20 protein-coding genes are annotated in these 21700 nt (G+C 63.0%); 16 read left to right on the top strand and 4 right to left on the bottom strand.

What is annotated here, in order from left to right; translation table 11 throughout:
• The first annotated feature begins 38 nt into the window (after positions 1-38).
• From QRN70_RS03895 to QRN70_RS03915, 5 genes are all read left to right on the top strand, one after another.
• A complete protein-coding gene (locus tag QRN70_RS03895) occupies positions 39-704 on the top strand; it encodes an RraA family protein (protein WP_285415895.1) in 666 nt (221 codons plus the stop codon).
• A gap of 10 nt (positions 705-714) precedes the next feature.
• Positions 715-1923: a pyridoxal phosphate-dependent aminotransferase gene (locus tag QRN70_RS03900; protein ID WP_285415896.1), complete on the top strand. Its 1209-nt coding sequence runs from the start codon at positions 715-717 to the stop codon at positions 1921-1923.
• 93 nt (positions 1924-2016) lie between these two features.
• Positions 2017-3297 (top strand): cation:dicarboxylate symporter family transporter, encoded by a 1281-nt coding sequence (locus QRN70_RS03905; protein WP_285415897.1) that lies wholly within the window; start codon positions 2017-2019, stop codon positions 3295-3297.
• A 433-nt stretch (positions 3298-3730) separates the two neighbouring features.
• Complete coding sequence (locus tag QRN70_RS03910; RefSeq protein ID WP_285415898.1) at positions 3731-6142, top strand: glucose/quinate/shikimate family membrane-bound PQQ-dependent dehydrogenase; 2412 nt, start codon at positions 3731-3733, stop codon at positions 6140-6142.
• 111 nt (positions 6143-6253) lie between these two features.
• Positions 6254-7546 carry a carbohydrate porin gene (locus QRN70_RS03915; protein ID WP_502941567.1) on the top strand — a complete coding sequence of 431 codons (1293 nt, stop codon included), beginning with the start codon at positions 6254-6256 and terminating at the stop codon, positions 7544-7546.
• Between the two features lie 80 nt (positions 7547-7626).
• Here QRN70_RS03915 and QRN70_RS03920 read toward each other — a convergent pair whose 3' ends face one another.
• From QRN70_RS03920 to curR, 3 genes are all read right to left on the bottom strand, one after another.
• Positions 7627-7827 carry a hypothetical protein gene (locus QRN70_RS03920; RefSeq protein WP_285415900.1) on the bottom strand — a complete coding sequence of 67 codons (201 nt, stop codon included), beginning with the start codon at positions 7825-7827 and terminating at the stop codon, positions 7627-7629.
• Between the two features lie 113 nt (positions 7828-7940).
• Positions 7941-8180: a hypothetical protein gene (locus QRN70_RS03925; RefSeq protein ID WP_285415901.1), complete on the bottom strand. Its 240-nt coding sequence runs from the start codon at positions 8178-8180 to the stop codon at positions 7941-7943.
• 126 nt (positions 8181-8306) lie between these two features.
• The gene (gene curR, locus QRN70_RS03930; protein WP_285415902.1) at positions 8307-8891 is read right to left on the bottom strand and encodes a TetR family transcriptional repressor CurR; all 585 of its coding nucleotides are present in this window, start codon (positions 8889-8891) and stop codon (positions 8307-8309) included.
• A 211-nt stretch (positions 8892-9102) separates the two neighbouring features.
• On the opposite strand from curR, the gene QRN70_RS03935 reads away from it, so the two are divergent.
• The 9 genes from QRN70_RS03935 (at position 9103) to QRN70_RS03975 (ending at position 19092) form a co-directional block, all read left to right on the top strand.
• Positions 9103-9780 (top strand): type 1 glutamine amidotransferase domain-containing protein, encoded by a 678-nt coding sequence (locus QRN70_RS03935; RefSeq protein WP_285415903.1) that lies wholly within the window; start codon positions 9103-9105, stop codon positions 9778-9780.
• 106 nt (positions 9781-9886) lie between these two features.
• Entirely contained in the window at positions 9887-11011 is a 1125-nt protein-coding gene (locus QRN70_RS03940; RefSeq protein WP_285415904.1) for an alkene reductase, read from the top strand.
• Between the two features lie 341 nt (positions 11012-11352).
• Positions 11353-11913: a GTP cyclohydrolase I FolE gene (gene folE / locus QRN70_RS03945; protein ID WP_285415905.1), complete on the top strand. Its 561-nt coding sequence runs from the start codon at positions 11353-11355 to the stop codon at positions 11911-11913.
• Positions 11914-12032: 119 nt separating this feature from the next.
• Entirely contained in the window at positions 12033-12575 is a 543-nt protein-coding gene (locus tag QRN70_RS03950) for a DUF3833 domain-containing protein (protein ID WP_285415906.1), read from the top strand.
• Complete coding sequence (locus QRN70_RS03955; RefSeq protein ID WP_285415907.1) at positions 12572-13282, top strand: SDR family oxidoreductase; 711 nt, start codon at positions 12572-12574, stop codon at positions 13280-13282. Before QRN70_RS03950 ends, QRN70_RS03955 begins: the two co-directional genes overlap by 4 nt.
• 14 nt (positions 13283-13296) lie before the next feature.
• The gene (locus QRN70_RS03960) at positions 13297-13599 is read left to right on the top strand and encodes a DUF6482 family protein (protein WP_285415908.1); all 303 of its coding nucleotides are present in this window, start codon (positions 13297-13299) and stop codon (positions 13597-13599) included.
• A 28-nt stretch (positions 13600-13627) separates the two neighbouring features.
• Positions 13628-15166 carry a cryptochrome/photolyase family protein gene (locus QRN70_RS03965; protein WP_285415909.1) on the top strand — a complete coding sequence of 513 codons (1539 nt, stop codon included), beginning with the start codon at positions 13628-13630 and terminating at the stop codon, positions 15164-15166.
• Positions 15167-15433: 267 nt separating this feature from the next.
• On the top strand, positions 15434-18280 hold the full coding sequence (locus QRN70_RS03970; RefSeq protein WP_285418007.1) for a PAS domain-containing hybrid sensor histidine kinase/response regulator: 2847 nt from the start codon (positions 15434-15436) through the stop codon (positions 18278-18280).
• 104 nt (positions 18281-18384) lie between these two features.
• On the top strand, positions 18385-19092 hold the full coding sequence (locus QRN70_RS03975; RefSeq protein ID WP_285415910.1) for an 8-oxoguanine DNA glycosylase OGG fold protein: 708 nt from the start codon (positions 18385-18387) through the stop codon (positions 19090-19092).
• A gap of 234 nt (positions 19093-19326) precedes the next feature.
• Here QRN70_RS03975 and QRN70_RS03980 read toward each other — a convergent pair whose 3' ends face one another.
• Entirely contained in the window at positions 19327-20043 is a 717-nt protein-coding gene (locus QRN70_RS03980) for a class I SAM-dependent methyltransferase (protein WP_285415911.1), read from the bottom strand.
• 216 nt (positions 20044-20259) lie between these two features.
• On the opposite strand from QRN70_RS03980, the gene tspO reads away from it, so the two are divergent.
• Together tspO and QRN70_RS03990 are read left to right on the top strand one after the other, a co-directional pair.
• Positions 20260-20700 (top strand): tryptophan-rich sensory protein TspO, encoded by a 441-nt coding sequence (tspO, locus tag QRN70_RS03985; RefSeq protein WP_285415912.1) that lies wholly within the window; start codon positions 20260-20262, stop codon positions 20698-20700.
• Positions 20701-20708: 8 nt separating this feature from the next.
• Positions 20709-21695: an alpha/beta hydrolase gene (locus QRN70_RS03990; protein ID WP_285415913.1), complete on the top strand. Its 987-nt coding sequence runs from the start codon at positions 20709-20711 to the stop codon at positions 21693-21695.
• The last annotated feature ends 5 nt before the right edge of the window (positions 21696-21700 follow it).

Genomic DNA, 21700 nt, shown 5'->3' on the forward strand with positions numbered 1-21700 from the left:
CCCACGGGCTGCCCGCTCAAACCTCAGGAGAGATTCCCATGTCCTTGCCCGGCTCACGCATTCTGCCCAACGCGCCCATGGCGGCCGCCGAAGTGCTCGAAGCCTTCGCCCATGTGGTCACGCCGCACATCAGCGACAACCTCGGTCGGCACATCGGTGCCCGCGGTCTGACCCGCTACAACCGCAGCGGCAAACTGGTTGGCACCGCCTTGACCGTGAAGACCCGTCCTGGCGACAACCTGCTGGTCTACAAAGCCATGAGCCTGTTGCAGCCCGGCCATGTGCTGGTAATCGACGCCCAGGGCGACAGCAACAACGCGGTGATCGGCGAACTGGTCAAGTTGTACGCCCAGCAACGCGGCTGCGTCGGCTTCGTCATCGACGGTGCCATTCGCGACGTCGCCAGCTTTGCGGACACGCCGTGTTATGCCCGCAGTGTCGTGCACTGCGGCCCCTACAAGAGCGGTCCGGGGGAGATCAACGTGGCGGTTTCCATCGGCGGCATGCTGGTGCAGCCGGGCGATCTGCTGGTCGGTGACGAAGACGGACTGGTGGCATTCGCCCAGGCCGACGCGGCCGAGGTGCTGCGCCGCGCGGCGCAACACGCCGCTCACGAAGAGCAGGTGAAAGCCGAAATCGCCACCGGTGCGGTGCGCCAGAGCTGGATGGACAAGGTCTTGCAACAGGCCGGCCTGGCCGATTGAGGGGAACACCATGAGCAACACTTTCTTGTCTGAGCGCGTCCTCGGCATCCAGCCGTCGCCGAGCATTGCCGCCAACGCGCTGGTCAGCGAGTTGCGCGCGAAGGGTCGGGACATCATCAACTTCACGGTCGGCGAACCAGACTTCGACACCCCGGAACATATCCTCCAGGCGGCCAGCGCGGCGATGCGCAATGGTGACACGCATTACACCGCCACCACCGGCACCCTCGCCCTGCGTCGGGCGATCTGCGCCAAGCTTGAGCGCGACAACGGCCTGACGTACGGGCTCGATGAAGTCGTCGCCGGGTGTGGCGGCAAACACATCATCTACCACGCCCTGGCCGCGACGCTGAACCACGGTGACGAGGTCATCGTGCACACGCCGTACTGGGTGTCCTACCCGGACATTGCCCGGCTCAACGATGCCACGCCGGTGATCATAGCCGGCGACGAAAGCAGCGCTTTCAAGCTCTCGCCGCAGGCACTGGAACAGGCCATCACGCCGCGCAGTAAATGGCTGATTCTCAATTCGCCGAACAATCCGAGCGGTGCGGTGTACACCGAAGCCGAGCTGCTGGCGCTGGCTGCCGTCCTGCGCAGGCACCCGCACGTGCTGATCATGGCCGACGAAATCTACGAACAGTTCGTCTACGACGCCGCCCGACACGTGTCGCTGGCACGGCTCGCCCCCGATCTCAAGGCACGCACGCTGATCGTCAATGGTGCTTCCAAGGGATATGCCATGACCGGTTGGCGCCTGGGCTTCGGTGCAGGCCCGGCCTGGTTGATCGCGGCCATCGGCAAACTGCTGTCACAGACCACCACATGTCCCAGTTCGATCAGCCAGGCGGCCGCGGTGGCGGCGTTTGCCGGGGATCAGGCGCCGATTGGCGCCATGCGCGAGGTGTATCAGCAACGCCGCGATTACATGCTCGAGCGGCTCGCATCAATCCCGGATCTGCGCTTCACCCCACCACAAGGCGCGTTCTATGTGTTCGCCAACGTCGGCGCGCTGCTGGGTAAATCCAGCCCGGACGGCACACTGATCGCCAGCGACTCGGACCTGGTCGCCTACTTCCTCAAGGAACACGGTCTGGCCACTGTCAGCGGGGCGGCCTACGGCATGTCGCCGTATATCCGTCTGTCGTTCGCCAGCGCTCTGGAGGTGATTGAAGAAGGTTGCCGTCGCCTCAGAGAAGCGTGCCAAGAATTGCGCTGACGGCCCGTTGCAACACCCGACAGCCAACGGACGGCTGCTCATTGACTGCCTAGAACAACACTCATAATCATTGTCATCAAATGAGGCATTCCCATGCACACGCCCCGTATCGCGCTGGTCTGGCAAATCATGCTCGGCCTGCTCGCCGGCATCGCCATCGGCGCCCTGTTGCACCGCTTCCCCGAGTCCCGTCCGTGGCTGGTCGATAACCTGCTGCAACCCGCCGGCGATATCTTCATCAAGTTGATGAAGATGATTGTCGTGCCGATCGTGTTTTCCTGCATGGTGGTGGGCATTGCCGGTCACGGTGACGGCAGGTCCCTCGGCCGTATCGGAATCAAGTCGCTGACGTACTTTTTCACCATCACCACCCTGGCGATCATTGTCGGCCTGGTCATCGGCAACCTGCTCAAGCCCGGTGCCGGGACGGATCTGGCCAGCCTGAAAGCCGCCGTCATCAGCCTGCCAACCAGCACCGGCAGCGCCCATAGCCTCGGGCAGATCATCGTCGGCATCATTCCCGACAACGTCATCAACGCCATGGCCCAGGGCAGCCTGCTCTCGGTGCTGTTCTTTGCGGTGATGTTCGGCCTCGGTGTGTCGCGGTTGAGCCCTGAACGCAAGGATCCGCTGATAGCGCTGCTGCGCGGGGTGTCGGATGCGATGTTCAAAGTCACGGCGATGATCATGGCTTACTCGCCGATTGGCGTGTTCGGCATGATCTCGGTGACGGTGGCCAACTTCGGTTTCAGCTCGCTGCTGCCATTGGCCAAGTTGATTCTGGTCAGTTACGTGGCCATCGCCTTTTTCGTCCTAGTGGTACTCCATCTGGTGGCCAGGCTGTGCGGCATCAACCTGTTCGCCCTGATGCGCCATATCAAGGACGAATTGATCCTGGCCTTCTCCAGCGCCAGTTCCGCCGCGGTGATGCCGCAGTTGATGAAGAAGCTCGAAACCTACGGCGTGCCGCCCTCACTGGTGAGCTTCGTGGTACCGGTGGGCTACTCGTTCAACCTCGACGGCGCCTCGCTGTTCCTCGGCATCGGCACGCTGTTCGTGGCGCAGTTGTACGGCATCGACCTGAGCTTCACCGACCAGGCCCTGCTGGTGGTGACCATGGTCCTGACCTCCAAGGGCGCCGCCGGTGTGCCGGGCTTCATGTTCGTGATTCTCTCGGCCACGCTGGCCAGCGCCGGGCTGCCACTGGAGGGCATCGCGTTCATCGCCGGCGTCTACCGCCTGATGGAGATGCCGACCACCGCGTTGAATGTCCTCGGTAACGCGCTGGCGCCGTTGGTGATTGCCAAGTGGGAGGGACGTGCGGCGCATTGCCTCAAGGCTGAGGGCGTCTGCGGCGGATCGGCGGCACGCTGACGGCAGCGTTCTCCAGCGACGCGTTTCCGTTGACTGACGGACACGCGTCGCAGCCTGCGAAGCGGCCGATGTTTACAAAAGTCCTGGCAGACAGCCCTCGCGTGCCCCCCTTCCATTGCGGATGAGTGCCATCACGCCAACATCCTCAGAATGCGCCGCATCTGCGGCGCATTTCCCTCCCCCCCAGCGCACGCCAACGCCCGTTAGCCGTACGCATTCGCAGATCTGGCGCAAGACTGTCTATGCTTTAACTGGCGTTGCCCGGGCTGACGTTGTTCGTGTTCAGTCACCAGCGGTTCAAGCGAAAAAGGGCCGGATTGCGATCCTCGGCCCTGGTGAATCCGATGAATAGTCGACACAGGCCCGAATCTGTCATTTATTGGATAGTTAGCTATCTATATAATGCCCTCCTCTTTTCAACGGGACTCTCAACGTGAAACAAGGTCAACGCGTCTCAGGCGTAGCAAAATTCATCGTGGTGGGGCTGGGTGTGATCATCGCCCTGCTCGGTCTGGCACTGGCGGCCGGGGGTGTCAAACTGGTCAGCCTGGGCGGCTCGTGGTACTTCCTGGCGGGCGGTCTGCTGATGACCGTAGCCGGTCTGCTGATCGCGCGCTGCAAGGTGGCCGGCGCCTGGTTGTTCGCCGCGTTCCTGATCGCTACCGCGATCTGGGCCGTGAGCGATGTCGGGCTGGAATTCTGGCCGATGTTTTCGCGGCTGTTCATGTTCAGCGCGATAGGTCTGGCAGTAACGCTGATTTATCCGGTGCTGGTACGCGCCAATGGCGGCGTCGCGGGTCGCGGCGCCTATGGCCTGGCCGCGGTGCTGGCCGTGGCGTTGGCCGTGGCGGTCGGCAACATGTTTGTCGCCCACCCGACCGTGGCCGCAACGGGCACCGGCCCTGGCCTGACGCCAGTGGAGCCGGCGCAGGCGCAGAAGGACTGGGCGCACTACGGCAATACCGAAGGTGGTAGCCGCTTCGCCGCGCTGGACCAGATCAACCGCAACAACGTCGACAAGTTGCAGATCGCCTGGACCTACCACACCGGTGACGTCGCCGAGAGCGATGGCAATGGTGCCGAAGACCAGCTCACCCCGCTGCAGATCGGCAACAAAGTGTTCATCTGCACCCCGCACAACAACCTGATCGCGCTGGATGCCGATACCGGCAAGGAACTCTGGAAAAACCCGATCAACGCGCAGTCCAAGGTCTGGCAGCGTTGCCGGGGCATGGCCTATTTCGACGCCACCACCGCGGTTGCCAAGCCGAGCGAGTCGCCGGCCACCCAGCCTGCTGCAGTGGCAGCGCCAGCAGCCAACTGCCAGCGCCGCTTGCTGACCAACACCATCGACGCGCGCCTGATCGCCGTGGATGCCGACACCGGCGAGTTCTGCCAGGGTTTTGGCAACAACGGTCAGGTCGATCTGAAGGCCGGTCTGGGTGATGTCCCGGACAGCTACTACCAGTTGTCCTCCGCGCCCCTGATGGCCGGCACCACGGTCGTGGTCGGCGGTCGAGTGGCCGACAACGTGCAAACCGACATGCCGGGCGGCGTGATCCGTGGTTTCGACGTGATGACCGGCGCCATGCGCTGGGCGTTCGACCCGGGCAATCCGCAGGATCGCCAGGCGCCGGCAGACGGCTCCAGCTATGTCCGCAGCACGCCGAACAGCTGGGCGCCGATGTCCTATGACCCGGCGACCAACACCGTCTTCCTGCCGATGGGCAGTTCGTCTACCGACATCTATGGTGTCGAGCGCAGCAAGCTGGATCACACCTACGGTGCCTCGATCCTGGCCCTGGACGCCGACAGCGGTAACGAAAAGTGGGTGTTCCAGACCGTGCACAACGATCTCTGGGACTTTGACCTGCCGATGCAGCCAAGCCTGATCGATTTCACCAAGGACGGCAAAACCGTACCGGCCGTGGTCATCGGCACCAAGGCCGGGCAGATCTATGTGCTTGACCGCGCCACCGGCAAACCGCTGACCCAGGTCGACGAAGTCCCGGTCAAAGCGGCCAACATTCCCAACGAGCCGTACTCGCCGACCCAGCCGAAGTCGGTCGGCATGCCGCAGATCGGTGCCCAGCACCTGACTGAATCGGACATGTGGGGCGCCACCCCGTACGACCAGCTGTTGTGCCGTATCGACTTCAAGTCCATGCGTTATGAAGGCCTGTACACCGCGCCGGGCACCGACAAATCGTTGAGCTTCCCGGGTTCGCTGGGTGGCATGAACTGGGGCAGCATCTCCACCGATCCGGTGCATGGCTTCATCTTCGTCAACGACATGCGCCTGGGCCTGTGGATCCAGATGATCCCGTCGCAGAACAAGGGCCAGGCTGCTTCCGGCGGTGAATCGCTGAACACCGGCATGGGCGCGGTGCCGCTCAAGGGCACGCCTTACGCGGTGAACAAGAACCGCTTCCTTTCGGTGGCCGGCATTCCTTGCCAGGCGCCGCCGTTCGGCACGCTGACCGCCATCGACATGAAGACCCAGAAAGTCGCCTGGCAAGTACCGGTCGGCACCGTTGAGGACACCGGCCCGCTGGGTATCCGCATGCACCTGCCGATCAAGATCGGCCTGCCAACCCTCGGCGGCACCCTGTCGACCCAGGGTGGCCTGGTGTTCATCGCCGGGACCCAGGATTTCTACCTGCGCGCCTTTAACAGCGGCAACGGTGAAGAAGTCTGGAAAGCCCGCCTGCCAGTCGGCAGCCAGGGTGGCCCGATGACCTACGTCTCGCCGAAAACCGGCAAGCAGTACATCGTCATCACCGCCGGTGGCGCACGCCAGTCGACCGATCGCGGCGACTACGTGATGGCCTACGCCCTGCCGTAAGCCCCTGCGCCCGCGTCGATCGCGGGCGTATTCCAGCGTGCGCGGCACCTGCGGGTGCCGCGTCCGTTTGGCCCTTTCGCTCAAGATTCCAGCAGGAAGATTCACATGTTTTTGCCTGTTCGCTTTTCCCATTCGCGCCTGCTCAACGGCGTACTGTTGGGCCTGACCTGCAGCATCGCCCTGCCCGCCTGCGCCGACTCTGATTCGAATGTATTTACCCGCAACACCCTGACCGGCGATTGGGGCGGCCTGCGCCATCAGCTGGACGCAGACGGCCTCAAGTTCACCGGCGACTACAGCGGCGAGATGGCATACAACGCTGACGGTGGCCTGCACCGTTCGGCGCGCTATTCGCAGAACATCAAGCTCGGTGTGCAATGGGACCTGAGCAAACTGTCCGGCGTGGACAACGCCGGCAAGGTCCAATTGAGCATCAACGATCGACGCGGCAACAGCGCGTCCGAGGATCTGGTCGGCAACCGTCTGCCGATCCAGGAAAACTACGGCGGCCTGTACACCCGCCTGACCGAACTGAGCTACGAGCGCAGCCTGTTTACCCCGGCGCTGAACGTCAAGCTGGGGTACATGGCCATGGGCAACGACCTCGGTGGCCTCGACAGCGGCATTCTCTGCAACTTCATGAACGCCGGTTTCTGCGGCCATCCGCTGAACATGTCCGGTGGCAGTGGCTGGACCAACTACCCCAATGCCCATCTGGGCGTGCGGGTGACATACGACCTGACGCCGGCCTGGCAATTGCGCGTAGCGGCGTTCAATGTCGACCCCGAGAGCAACGGCAATTCCAGTCGCGCCTGGCATCTGGGACCGAAACACACGACCGGCACCGTGGTTCCCGTCGAGCTGGTCTACAAGCGCGCAGGTGAGCTGCCGGGCGAGTACAAGCTGGGCTATTACTACGACAGCTCCGACGTCAAACGCATCGACAGCGACAAAGAAGTGTCTGGCCGCGGCGGGCATTACCTGCTGGTCGACCAGGCCGTGTGGCGTTCACCGACCTCCGAAGGGCGCAGCCTGCATGCCTTTGGCCAATATTCGGCGGCCAGTGCCGCGGCCTCGCCGTTCAGCAAGTGGTATGGTGCCGGCGTCGTCCTGTACAAGCCGTTTGAAGGCCGCCCGCGCGACACTGTCGCCCTCGGCTACGGCCGCGCGGTGCCGAATCCGCGCAGTCGCGATGTCCAGGAAGACGCGGCGTTGAACAACGGCAGCGCATTCCCGAACCTCGACAGCGCCGAACAGTTGATCGAACTCGGCTACGGCTACCAGGCCACGCCCTGGCTGACGCTGCGCCCGAATATGCAGTACATCATTGAGCCGGGGGCGTTTTCCGGGCAGGACATCGACAACGCGCTGGTGCTGGGTCTGCAGGTCAAGGCTGCACTCTGACCGCGCGCCTGGCGGGTCATCGCCGTGATCGACGCAATAAAAAACCCGGCGCAATGGCCGGGTTTTTTATTGCCGCTCGATTATTTCGGTTCGGGATGTTCGCTGGACACCGAGTTGGTCGCCGCCACATCGCTCATGTCTTCATCGACCGGCGCTTCGTCGTCTGCCGGCAACGGCACCTCGGCTTCATCGCGCCGCGGGTCATGCCCCGTTTCGTTGTCCGTGGTGCGGGTTACCACCTGCTGGGACGTGTTGCCAGGCGCATTCTCATCAATTTCCATGCGGGCTCTCCTTCTGACGCGCGGGAAATCCGTGCTTGCCATTTAGAAGCGAGCAGGCAGGACGAGTGCCGAGCGCTGGACGAACGGTGAGCCACGGCGCCAGCCCGCGCGGCTCAGGCGCCGGGCGCTTCGACAATCCTGATCTGCGTCAGTCCGAGCAGCTCGGCCTGCTGCAGGATTTCTTCCGGGCTCGAGTCGGCGCTGGGCATGACCAGGCTGTTTTCGCCATCGCCGAAATGCAGTTGCAGCAGGTGCATGGCCGCTTCGTGGACAGCCAGCTGCGGCTGGGTGAATTCGAATGTCTGGCTGCGGAGCTCGCCATTGAACAGGTATTCGAGGGTGTAGGTGCGCATGGTGAATCCTCACAAGGGAAGAAGAATCGCTGAACATCCTGACTGACTGGTCAGTTATTTAGTTCAGCCGGCCTTCTTCCTGCGTACAACTGCGCACGTCAATCCGTGGCGCCGGGAGCACCGCGCTCAAACGGCCAGAAGGCGCTTGGTCATTGCCATCGAGGTGTCCAGTGATTGCCCGGTGCGCTGCAGCTTGTTCAGCAGGCTGGCCCCGAGCCACAGCTGATACAGGGTTTCCGCCAGTTGCCGGGCATCGCCCGTCGGCAGGCTGTGCTCGGCCTGGCCTTGTTCGATGCACAGGGTGATGCGCGCCACCACCTGCTCGGCACCATCGCGCAGGGTCAGCCGCATGGCCTCGGACAGGTCGGACACCTCGGCGCTGAGTTTGACCACCAGGCATTCGTCGCCATGCCCTTCGAGGGTGCAACGGTCCTGCCAGCCCTGCCAGTAATCCATCAGCCGTTCACGGGCGCTCAAACCGGGCAGCGTCAGGCGCCGCTCCATGTCGGCGAGGTAACCGACGAAGTAATCTTCAAGCAAGGCCTGGCCATACAACTCCTTGGACTTGAAGTAGTGGTAGAACGAGCCCTTGGGCACGCCGGCGGTTTGCAGGATTTCGTTGAGGCCGACACTGGTGAAGCCCTTCTCGGCCATCATGCGGTGGCCGGTATCGAGCAAGTGTTGGCGGGTGTCGTCGTAGGTCGCTTTCATGGGCGGCAAATTACCAGACAATAGACCAGTCGTATATTTCACAGGATCGAGAGTTTGCCACACCTGCCGGGGAAAAACCCTGGTGAAAAAAATTACTAGACGACTGGTCTAATTGGAAACTATGCTGGGCCCCGACAAACGATTTTTCCCCGGTGTGACGGCGTGCGAATTCCTCGCACAGTGATCGCACCTGACCAATCCAGGGTGCTCTATGAAAATCTTGATGGTTCTGACTTCCCACGATCAGCTCGGCAACACCGGCAAGAAAACCGGCTTCTGGCTCGAAGAGTTCGCTGCCCCCTACTACGCCTTCAAGGATGCCGGCGCCGACGTCACCCTGGTTTCGCCTGCCGGTGGGCAGCCGCCGCTCGATCCGAAGAGCGACGAGCCCGATGCTCAGACGGCCGAAACCGAGCGCTTCCGCAACGACCCGGCCGCCCAGCAAGCGCTGGCCAACACCGGGCGCCTGGCCGATGTCCGCGCGCAAGACTTCGATGCGGTGTTCTACCCGGGCGGCCACGGCCCGCTCTGGGACCTGGCCGAAGACCGCCATTCGATCGCGTTGATCGAAGCCTTCGCCCGCAGCAACAAGCCTCACGGTTTCGTCTGCCATGCGCCTGGCGTGTTGCGCCATGTCGTGGGTACGGACGGCCAGCCGCTGATCCGCCAGCGGCAAGTAACCGGCTTCACCAACGCCGAAGAGGCTGCCGTCGGCCTGACCGAAGTGGTGCCGTTCCTGATCGAGGACGAATTCCAGCGCCTCGGTGCGCATTACACCAAAGGCGCCGATTGGCAGGTGCATGTGGTCACCGACGGGCATCTGGTCACCGGCCAGAATCCGGCCAGTTCTGCCGCTGTAGCTGAAAAACTCCTGCAACTGCTGGCCTGATTCCCGCGCTCAATCCCTCTCCGACACCGTGCGCGTCATGCACGGTGTTTTTTTCGCCGCCTGATTAGTCGACTGGTCTAATTAGAGCTGAGACAAGGTTTATCCGATGAACAACCGTGCATTCTTCACCCCCGTCAAACTGGGTGGCCACACCCTGAAAAACCGCATCGTCCTGCCGCCCCTCACCCGTCAGCGCAGCACCCAGCCGGGCAACATCGCCAATGAACTGATGGCCGAGTATTACCAGCAACGCGCCGGCGCCGGTCTGCTGGTCACCGAGGGCACGCAGATCGAACCCCGTGGCCAGGGCTACGCCTGGACGCCGGGCATTCACACCGCCGAGCAAATCGCCGGCTGGCGCAAAGTCACCGACGCCGTGCATGCCGCACAGGGTGTGATCTTCGCCCAGCTCTGGCACGTTGGCCGCGTGTCCCACACCGCCTTGCAACCCGGCGGCGCGGCACCGGTATCGGCCTCCGCCGTGGCCACCGAGCGCGTCAGCGTGTTCATCGAAACCGCGCCCGGTGCCGGCGCCCTCGTCCCGCCATCCGCTCCGCGCGCCCTGAGCACCGCTGAAGTCGAGGAACTGGTGCAGCTCTATATTCAGGCGGCGCGCAATGCCATGGCGGCAGGCTTCGACGGCATCGAACTGCATTGCGCCAACGGCTATCTGGTCAACCAGTTCATCTCCGCACACAGCAACCTGCGCACCGATCAGTACGGCGGCTCACTGCACAACCGTCTGCGCTTCCTACGGGAAATCGTCGGTGGTGTTGCCGAGTGCATCGGCAAGGACAAGGTCGGCGTGCGTTTCGCGCCGCTGTTCACCACTACCGACGAAGCGCGGACTTATCTGGGCATGGTCGAGGACGATCCGCACAGCACTTACATCGAAGCGATCAAGGTGCTGGAAGACGTCGGCATTGCTTACTTGTCCATCGCCGAAGCCGACTGGGACGATGCCCCGGCGATGCCGGAAACCTTCCGCCGCGCGGTGCGCAGTACTTTCAGCGGCGCCATCATTTACGCCGGCCGCTACACCGCGCAATCGGGCGCGCGCCTGCTCGAATCCGGTCTGGCCGACCTGGTGGCATTCGGTCGACCGTTCATGGCCAACCCGGATCTGCCGGCGCGCATCGCCAATGACTGGCCGCTCAATCCGCTGAACCCGGCCACGGTGTACGGCGGCAATGCCGAGGGGTATATCGATTACCCGGTCTATCGCGCGTAACCCACGGATCCAGGCGCATCGGCGCATCAGCGCGCCCGCCTCCCGCGCACCGCACACCTGCCCACAAGTAGCCAGCCCTTCGCCCCGCTTCCGGGGCGGCGGGATGTGAGGCGCTCTCATCCACAGAAAAATCATCGGGCTGCATTGTCAGTCTGATGATTTCGGCCTATCTTGTGAAAAACCTATACAAGGCCGCCAATCATGTACAACTTAAAGCCGTAGTGGCTCAGGCTCCACTCTGGCGCTGAATGCCCGCACGGTGCGCGGCCGGTCAGACGCTTGTCGCAATCACCGCCGCCATCGCGGCGCCCTTCCATGCAGCAAGGCTGCGAGACATCCGAATGAACCCACTACTGGCCAGTCATTACCGTGAAATTCTCCTCGGTATCGGCGAGAACCCCGAGCGCGAAGGACTGCTGGACACGCCCCAGCGAGCCGCCAAAGCCATGCAGTACCTGTGTCACGGCTACGCGATGAATCTGCAGGAAATCATCAACGGTGCGCTGTTCGAATCGACCAACGATGAAATGGTCATCGTGCGCGATATCGAGCTCTATTCCCTGTGCGAACATCATCTGCTGCCGTTCATTGGCAAGGCGCACGTGGCCTACATCCCCACCGGCCGGGTATTGGGACTGTCGAAGGTGGCGCGGGTGGTCGACATGTTCGCGCGACGCTTGCAGATCCAGGAAAACCTGACCAAACAGATCGCCGAGGCGCTGCAGCAGATCACCGATGCCGCCGGCGTGGCCGTGGTCATCGAGGCCCGGCACATGTGCATGATGATGCGCGGCGTAGAGAAGCAGAACTCGGTGATGACCTCTTCGGTGATGCTCGGCGCGTTCCGCGATTCGCCGACGACACGCCAGGAGTTCCTGCAGCTGATCCGCCGACACCGATGAGTTCATTGGGCGGATTTCCAGGGAAATCCACCGGGCAAACCTGTACAAAACTCAAATCATGTACAAACCTTCATGCTAAAGCGTGTTTCGCCGTCATCCGTGGACTCAGGAGCAATGCAATGACCCGTCTTCTGCTGGTATTGACCCTGCTGCTCAGTCTGTCCAGCTGTGGCAGCGTCGACGTCGGGCGCTATGCCGGCGAGCAGCCGCGCCTCGATCTGCAGCACTTCTTCAGTCAACCGGTGAAGGCCTGGGGCATGTTCCAGAAACGCTCCGGCGAAGTCGCCAAGCGTTTCGAGGTCAACATTGACAGCCGCCGTGAAGGCAATGACCTGATTCTCGACGAGCGCTTTCTCTACAGCGACGGCACCCGCCAGCGGCGAATCTGGACGCTCACCCCGGACGGCCCCAACAGCTGGCGCGGCCGCGCCGGCGACGTGGTCGGCGAAGCCAGGGGGGAAGTGGCCGGCAATACCTTGCACTGGCGCTACCGGCTGAACCTGGCCGTGGACGACTCCACCTATGAAATGAGCATGGATGACTGGATGTACCTGATGGACGAGGACACATTGATCAATCGCACCAGCATGTCCAAGTTCGGTGTCGAGGTGGGTCAGGTGACCTTGTTCTTCCGCCGGCAATCCGGCGGAGCGACACCATGAGCGCCGCCTTCACCATGACCTCCCTCGGCGACGGTTATCGCGCCCTGGTGATCGGCGCCAGCGGCGCCCTCGGCGCGGCGTTTTCGCAATGGCTGGGACAGGATCCACGCTGTGCCAGCGTGCGTGAACTGGGACGTCACAGCTTTCCGGCGCTCGACCTGGAAGTGCCGGCCAGCATCGCCGCAGCCGCCGCCGAACTGCAGGCCGAAGCGCCGTATCAATTGATCGTGCACGCGGCAGGCCTGCTGCATCGCGATGGCATCAAACCGGAAAAAAGCTATGCCGCGATCGACGCGGATGCGCTCACGGCGGTGTTTCAGGTCAACACCCTGGGCCCGGCGCTGGTCTTGCGCCATTTCCTGCCGCTGCTGGATCCCCACGGGGCCATGGCCATGCTGTCGGCCAAGGTCGGCAGCATCGGCGATAACCGCCTGGGCGGTTGGTACAGCTACCGCGCCTCGAAAGCCGCGCTGAACATGCTGATCAGAACCGCGGCGATCGAACTGGCCCGCAGCCGTCCGCACAGCCGCTTGCTGAGCCTTCATCCGGGGACGGTGGTGTCCCGCCTGTCGCAACCCTTTCGCGGGGCGACGGCAGCCCGCCCGGCAACCGAAGCCAGTCACCAACTGCTGAGCCTGATCGACCGCCTGACCGCCGCCGACAGCGGTCAGTTCTTTGCTTATGACGGAGCACGCCTACCGTGGTAGGCCAGGAGTGAACGATGAACCTGCAAGCCCTGACCCAACGCGCCGCCAACAGCGAGGTGCGCGAACTGGAACTGCTGTCGCTGGAGGGCGGTTTCTATCTGGCCCGGATCCGTCTCGATCACGGCCAGTTCACATTGCTCGACGATGCCGCGAAGCCGCTGCACCTGCGCTCGATCAATCACCTGCGCGACTTGTTGCAACTGGTCGCGCCCTTCCCCTGCGTGCTGGTGCAGCAATGTGTGCACGACGAAATGTGCGGCAGGAGCGCAGGCCCCGTCGAGGAGCTGCGCATTCCTTTTTCGCTGGCAGCGCATTGATGCGCCGTTCGACGCCGGGTGCCGTTGCATGAACCAGGTTCGCCGTCTCTGCCTGGTCCTGGGCGACCAGTTGTCCTTCGACCTCGCCTCGTTGCAGGGGCTCGACCAGGCGCGCGACACGCTGCTGCTGGTCGAGGTCATGGAGGAAGCCAGTCACGTTGCCCATCATCCGCAGAAGATTGCGCTGATTTTCAGCGCCATGCGCCACTTTGCCCAGGCCCTGCAGGCACAAGGTCTGCGCGTGCAGTACGTCAGCCTCGACGATCCGCAGAACAGCGGTTCGGTGCCGGGCGAGCTGCGGCGCTGGCAGGCCGCCCTGCAGGCTGAGGAAGTTCACGTCACCGAGTGCGGCGACTGGCGTCTGGAGCAATCACTGAAAGATTGTGGCTTGACCATCACCTGGCATGCCGACCAGCGCTTCCTCTGCAGCCGCCACGAATTCCGCGCCTGGGCCGCGGGGAAAAAGCAGCTGCGCATGGAGTTCTTCTACCGCGAGATGCGCCGCAAAAGCGGCCTGCTGCTCAATGGCGACGGCACCCCGGTAGGCGGTGCATGGAATTTCGATGCGCAGAACCGCAAGGCCTTGCCCAAGAACACCAAGGCGCCCTACCCGCTGCGTTTCGCCAACGATGCGATCACCGGCGCAGTGCTCGACCTGGTGCGCGAGCGCTTCGCCAGCCACTACGGCACGCTGGATGATTTCAATTACCCGGTGACTCACGCCGATGCCCAGGCGCTGTGGGCGCACTTCCTGGACTATGGCCTGGCCGGCTTCGGCGACTATCAGGACGCCATGGCCAGTGACGAGCCGTTCCTGTTTCATGCGCGGATCAGCGCCGCCCTGAACATCGGCCTGCTCGATCTGCGGCAGCTGTGCAGCGATGTGGAGGCGGCCTACTGGTCTGGCAGCATCGCCTTGAATGCGGCCGAAGGTTTCATCCGCCAACTGATCGGCTGGCGCGAGTACGTGCGCGGCGTGTACTGGCTGAAAATGCCCGACTACGCCAGCGGCAACGCATTCGGCAACCAGCGCGGGCTGCCCGAGTTCTACTGGACCGGCGCCACGCAGATGAACTGCATGCGCCAGGCCATCGGGCAAAGCCTCAGACACGCTTACGCGCACCACATCCAGCGGTTGATGGTCACCGGCAACTTCGCCCTGTTGGCCGGGATTGCGCCGAGCCAGATCTGCGAGTGGTACCTGGCGATCTACATGGACGCATTCGACTGGGTCGAGCTGCCCAATACCCTGGGCATGGTCATGCACGCCGATGGCGGTTATCTCGGCTCCAAGCCGTATTGCGCCAGCGGCCAGTATATCAATCGCATGTCCGACTACTGCCGCGACTGCACTTACAACGTGCGGGAAAGCAGCAGCGATGAGGCCTGTCCGTTCAATGCACTGTACTGGCATTTCCTCATGCGCCACGGCGAGCTGCTGCGGCGCAATCAGCGCATGGGCATGATGTACAAGAACCTCGACCGCATGCCGCCCGCCAAGCAACAGGCACTCTGGCAACGCGGCGAAGCGCTGTTGGCGCGGCTGGATGCCGGCGAGTCGATCTGAGCGAGCGCTCGCAAGGCGGACGGGTTGCGCAGAACCGTTCAGTCAGGGCCGTTACCGGGTGCAACTTAAGCGCGCCGCACCGTGTCAATGGATGGCACCAGAGCGCTAAACATATATTGAATGAGCAAGACCACAACAATTCATAAGGCAGGCGTGGTGAAGACCCTGAAACAGCTGACTCGCGAGGCATTAGAAGCCGAGGTCCTCCGTCTGCGCCTGGCACTTGCAGACGCCACGGCCACGGCGCAGCCGGATGGCGCGCAAGACATGGCCGCGCAACTCGCCGCCAGCCGCACGGCGCTCGCCCGCAGCGAGGCCCGGCAACGGGCGATCTTCGATGGCGCAGTGGATTTCGCCATGGTCGTCACCGACCCGAGCGGCAACATCACCGATTGGAATCGTGGCGCGGTGAATGTCATGGGCTGGACCGCCGAGGAAATCCGCGGCCACAGCGCCGCGTGCTTTTTCACCCCCGAGGACCGTGCCGCCGGCCGCGTCGAGCAGGAGATGCAACGCGCCCTGCTCGAGGGCCGCGCCTGCGATGAACGCTGGCACGTGCGCAAGGACGGCCAGCGGTTCTGGGCGTCCGGCGAACTGATGCCGCTGTACGCCGACGATCACAGTCATCTGGGCTTCGTGAAAATCCTCCGCGACCGCACCAGCGAACACCTGGCCGGGCGCGAAATCGTCGAAACCCGCGAACGCTACCGCCTCGCCGTCAAGGCCACCAGCGATGCCGTCTGGGACTGGGACCTGACGAACAACCAGATTGTCTGGAATGACGCGCTCGAACAGGCCTACGGCTACCCGTTGGCGAGCGTCGATGCCAGCGGCGACTGGCGCTTTGCGCAGATCCATGCGCAGGATCGTGCGCGTGTCGAAAGCTCGATCCGCGCGGCCATCGACGGCGTCGGTACGACCTGGAGCGCGGAGTACCGCTTCCGCTGCCAGGACAACTCCTACGCCGAAGTGCTGGATCGCGGCCACGTAATCCGCAATGCCGAAGGCCGCGCCGAGCGCATGATCGGCGCAATGCTCGACCTGACTCGCTCACGCAGCGCCGAAACCGCCCTGCGGCAGAGCGAGGAGCGTTTCAGCACGATCCTGGAAACCATCGAATCGGCGTTTGCCATCGTCAAAGTCAAATTCGATGCCGACGACCGCCCGGTGGACTATTTCTTCGTCGAGGCCAACCCGGCATTCGAACGTCAGTGCGGCGTCAACCTGCGGGGCAAATGGGTCACCGAATTCGCCCCCAATCTGGAGCGCTTCTGGTTCGAGACCTACGGCCATGTGGCCAAGACCGGCGAGCCGGCGAACTTCGAAAACTACGCCAATACCTTTGAACGCTGGTTCGATGTTCGCGCCGTGCGTGTCGGCGACCCGGCCGACCGGCAGATCGCGATCCTGTTCAACGATGTCACCGAACGCCGCGACGCCCAGGAACGCCTGCTGACCAGTGAGGCCGTGGCGCGGGAAAACATCGAGCGCGTACAACTGGCCCTCGCGGCCGGGGCCATTATCGGCACCTGGCACTGGGACTTGCCGACCGATCGCTTCGCCGTCGACGAAGCCTTTGCCAGGGTCTTCGACCTGGATCCGGCCCTGGGTCGTGAGGGCCTGAGCCTGGAGCAAGTGATGGCAACCGTGCACCGCGACGATCGCGACGGTCTGACCGTCGCCATCAATGAAGCCATTGCCCGCGGCGGGGCCTATTCCCATCAGTACCGCGTGCGCCGCGCCGACGGAAACTATCAATGGATCGAGGCCAACGGGCGGGTCGAGTGCGACGCCGACGGCACCCCGCGGCGCTTTCCCGGCGTGCTCATCGACGTTGAAGAGCGGCGCAATGTCGAGGCCGAACGCGACCGCGCCATCGCCGCCCTGCGCGCGCTCAACGACACCCTGGAGCAGCGCGTCTCGGCACGCACCGCCGAGCTGATGCAGGCCGAGGAAAAACTGCGCCAGTCGCAGAAGATGGAAGCGGTCGGCCAACTCACCGGCGGCCTCGCCCACGACTTCAACAATCTCCTGGCCGGGATCTCCGGTGCCCTGGAATTGATGGGCACGCGCATCGCCCAGGGCCGCTTGCAGGACGTCGACAAATACATGGCCACCGCCCAGGGCGCCGCCAAGCGCGCCGCGGCCCTGACCCATCGCCTGCTGGCGTTCTCGCGTCGGCAGACGCTCGACCCACGCCCGACCGACGTCAACTCGCTGATGATCGGCATGACCGAGCTGATCCAGCGCACGGTGGGCCCGAGCATCCTGGTCGAGACGATCGGTGCGGCGAATCTCTGGCCGGCGCTGGTCGATGCCAGCCAACTGGAAAACGCCCTGCTCAATCTGTGTATCAATGCCCGTGATGCAATGCCCGACGGCGGGCGGATTACCATCGAAACGGCTAATCGCAGCATTGCGCCCGAATCGGCCCAGGCGCTGGACATGCCCGCCGGGCAATACCTGTGCCTGTGCGTGACAGACACCGGCACCGGCATGACCGCCGATGTCATCGCCAAGGCCTTTGACCCGTTTTTCACCACCAAGCCGCTCGGCCAGGGCACGGGATTGGGCCTGTCGATGATCTACGGGTTCGCCAAGCAGTCCGGCGGTCAGGTGCGCGTCTACTCGGAAGTCGGCCAGGGCACCACCATGTGCATCTATCTGCCGCGCTACGCCGGCAGCGCCGTGCAGAACAACGACGACCAGGCGAACGTTGCAGCGCCGTTTCCCAAGGCCGGCGAAACCATCCTGCTGGTCGACGACGAACCGACCGTGCGCGTCCTGTTGTCGGAGGTGCTCAGCGAACTGGGCTACACCGTCATCGAAGCGGCGGACAGCGTCGCCGGCCTGCAGGCGTTACGCTCGAACACCCACATCGATCTGCTGATTACCGATGTCGGCCTGCCGGGAGGCATGAACGGCCGGCAGATGGCCGACGCCGGCCGCGAAATCCGTCCGAACCTGAAGACGCTGTTCATCACCGGCTACGCCGAAAACGCCGTGATCGGCGCCGGCCAGCTCGGCCCGGGGATGCAGGTGCTGACCAAGCCGTTTGCAGTCGACACACTGGTGGCGCGGGTCAGTGACTTGATGTCTGTCCGGACCGATTAAATAGGCGTAGATGCGGGTGGACAGGCTAACGCCACTTTGACTTGAGCGCCTTTGCCAGAAACGTGCCCTATGGCATAGTGCCATTTTGCTATCGGTTCTCTTCTATGGAATTCAAGAAAAGTCGAGAGGCTTATGCCTATCCAACGGTAGGCCTGCGCGGCACTGTCGCACAACACGCTCACACTGCCTTTGCCACGTCTTCGCAGTTGGACCACTACCATCACCAGTTGCTGCGTTCAAACGAAGACGACTGCGTGCTGATGGGTTACTTGAGCGTCCTCTATTGGGGCCATTACGCGGGTTCCAACGGCCGTACCAACGCTGCTCGTGCCCTGTCCAAGGTGCGCACCGCTATCAACGGAGCCAACTTTTTGCATCGCGGCCAGCCCCGTCGTCGGCGGGGGCTGGTGGACTTCGCACCGGGTGAGGCCGTCGGCTTGATTCGCCAGGCAATACGATTGGTCGATGCAGGGGATTTTGCCGGCGCGATACGTGTTCTGTGTGGATTGCCGCAACTGCAGTTTGCTTTTGCATCCAAAGTGGTTGCGTTTCTCGCACCTGACAAATGCGGCGTCATCGACTCGGTCATTGCCCGGAAATTCACTCAATACGGATTCAAACTTCGCGCAGGCTACGTCAGCCTGGTGAAGGAGAATTTCGAACATTACCAACGGTATTGCATTGCGCTGTCGACCAACGCCAGCCAGCGCAATGAGAAGGGTGAAGGGTCATACTGGCGGGACCGCAATGGACAGGCATTCCCTTGGCGCGCCATCGACGTCGAACGTGCGATGTATAGCCTCCAGCAGTAACCGGGTCGGGAAAGACTTCTGGCTAAGTCTATTGACTGCCATATCCTGTTTGCTGACCTGAAGTTGGAGGCAAAACCAGAGCAGAAAATTTTTGCGCGCTCCCCGAATCACAAGAACAAAAGCGCAGCAATGGGCCATGGCTTGTGGCGCCGAGACTTAACCCCTGCTGCCACTTTTCAAAGCATTCAAGCCTTCGAGCAGACCGCACGGCCTTCCTGACCGGCAACGGCGGCTTCAAGCCGTTTTGCGTGCCAGCCAGGCGCTCCAGAACAGGCTGCTGAAAAAACGTGTGGCGTCGCCGAATCCGCTGTCATGCAACAGCTGTTGCACCACCGCCTCGGAATGCGGCGGATCCGCGCCCTGAAGGATTTTGCCGAGCTTGGCCTGTACCTCATCGGCACTGGCGCCATGTTGTCGCCAGCGTTGCCCCCAGGCCGCCAGCAGCAACGGCTGGCTGGCGTAGGCGTATTGATTGCCCGCCACAATCAGCGGCGCACCCGGTTTGAGCCGCGTGTTGATCGAGTGCAGAATTTGCCGCTTGGCGACATCCCCTTCGAGATGATGCAGCACGCCAATCAAGGTCGCGGCATCGAAAGACGCGCTTGCCGCCAGGTCTTCGAGATGGCCGTGGTGAATGACGGTACGTTCGAGCAAGTGGTGCGCTTGCAATTGCGCTCTGGCCGCGTCGAGCATGGCGGCGGACGGATCGACAGCGGTGAAGAGCCAGTGCGGTTCAAGCGCGGCCATCGCAATGATTTCCTGCGCCGTGCCACCGGCGCCAACGACGAGTATCTGCGCCGCAGATGCCGGCTCCAGGCTCGCCGCCAGCATGCACGCGGCGAGGTCCTGGCAGGCGTCATAACCCGCCAGCGCGATACGGCTTTGACGGCCATACTCAGCGGCGCGGGCGTCGTCGAATTTGTCAGCAGCGTTGAGTGCGGATGATTTCAAGGCGATTCTCCATGGCCTGAAATCAAGCTACGCCAGCCTCTACAATAAGAAAAATTCATTAATTTTATTTACTGCATTCCCATCAGGAATGCGACAGCGCAACGCAATTGAAAAAAATCCGCAGATCCAGCGGACTTTTCCGCGCACCCGGCATCGAACCTTGAGACTGCAATGGGCGTTGCCCACCCGCGAGCCGGCCTCGGCCAAGGACTGACGATGACCTTCTGGATATTTCTGATTGCCTGCGGTGCCGCAGCGAGCACCGGAATCATGTTCAAACCCGGCGCCTGGTATGCGTCGCTGAACAAGCCCGGCTTCACTCCGCCGAACTGGCTGTTTCCGCTGGCCTGGACGACGATCTACCTGCTGCTCGCGTGGGCCGGCTATCGCCTGACCCTGATCCCGGGCAGCGCAACGGTACTGGCGCTGTGGGCGGCGCAGATTGCCTTGAACACGCTGTGGACGCCGGTGTTTTTTGGCGCCCATCGTCTCCTGGCCGCGATGGTGATCCTGACGCTGCTCTGGTGCGTGGTGGCAGCCATGGTGATTCTGGCGTTGCAACTCGATATCCTTACCGGGCTGTTACTGCTGCCTTATCTGCTGTGGCTGTGCGTCGCCGCCGCGCTGAATTTTTCCATCCTGCGCAACAACCCGTGAAGGCTGACATGGACAAGACTGCTGCTCCGATGCCGTGGACAGGCGAACGGCAAATCGCGCAAATGCGCCGTTTCAACCAGAAACTGGCCTGGCTGCCGCGCTTCAGGATTCGCAATCGCCTGACGCCACGCCTGATTCAGGCGCTGCTGCGAGGCAGTCAGCTTGGCGCGGCGAACAAGCTGCGCAAACAGGGGCTCCAGGCACAAACCAGCGTGGTGACGGTGCAAGGTGCATCGGTGCCGGTACGCATCATCCGGCCAAACGGTCCGGTCAAAGGCGTGGTGCTGGATATACACGGCGGTGGCTGGGTGATCGGCAATGCGCAGATGAATGACGACCTCAACGCTGCCATCGTCAACGCCTGTGGTGTCGCGGTGGTCTCGGTCGATTATCGGCTGGCCGTCGATACGCCGGTCGAAGGCTTGATGGACGACTGCCTGTGCGCCGCGCGCTGGCTGTTGAGCGCGCGTGAGTTCGCTGATCTGCCGGTGGTGGTGGTGGGTGAGTCGGCGGGCGGCCATCTGGCCGTGGCCACGATGCTCAGGCTCAGGCAATGGCCCGATTTGCTGCAGCGCCTGAGCGGCGCGCTGTTGTATTACGGCGTCTACGACCTGACCGGCACGCCGAGCGTGCGCAACGCACCGGCAGCCACGCTGTTGCTCGATGGCCCCGGCATGGTCGAGGCGTTCCGCCTGCTGACGCCGGACGCCGATGACGAACAACGGCGACAGGCACCGTTGTCGCCGCTGTATGGTGATTTCAGCGACTTCCCCCCTGCCCTGATGTTTGCCGGTGAACTGGACCCGTTGCGCGACGATACTCTCGAACTGGCCGCACGCTGGCAGGCGTCAGCGCCGGTCGAGGTGCATCTTTTGCCGGCGTCAGCCCATGGCTTCATCCATTTCCCGACGGCGATGGCCGACAGCGTTCTGGCTCACAGCCATACATGGATCACGCAGTGCATCGCGTCGGCCAGCAGCGAACCTGCCCGCTGAACAGC

It is taken from the genome of Pseudomonas sp. efr-133-TYG-5 (assembly GCF_030209175.1).
In the GTDB taxonomy this organism is placed as follows: domain Bacteria; phylum Pseudomonadota; class Gammaproteobacteria; order Pseudomonadales; family Pseudomonadaceae; genus Aquipseudomonas.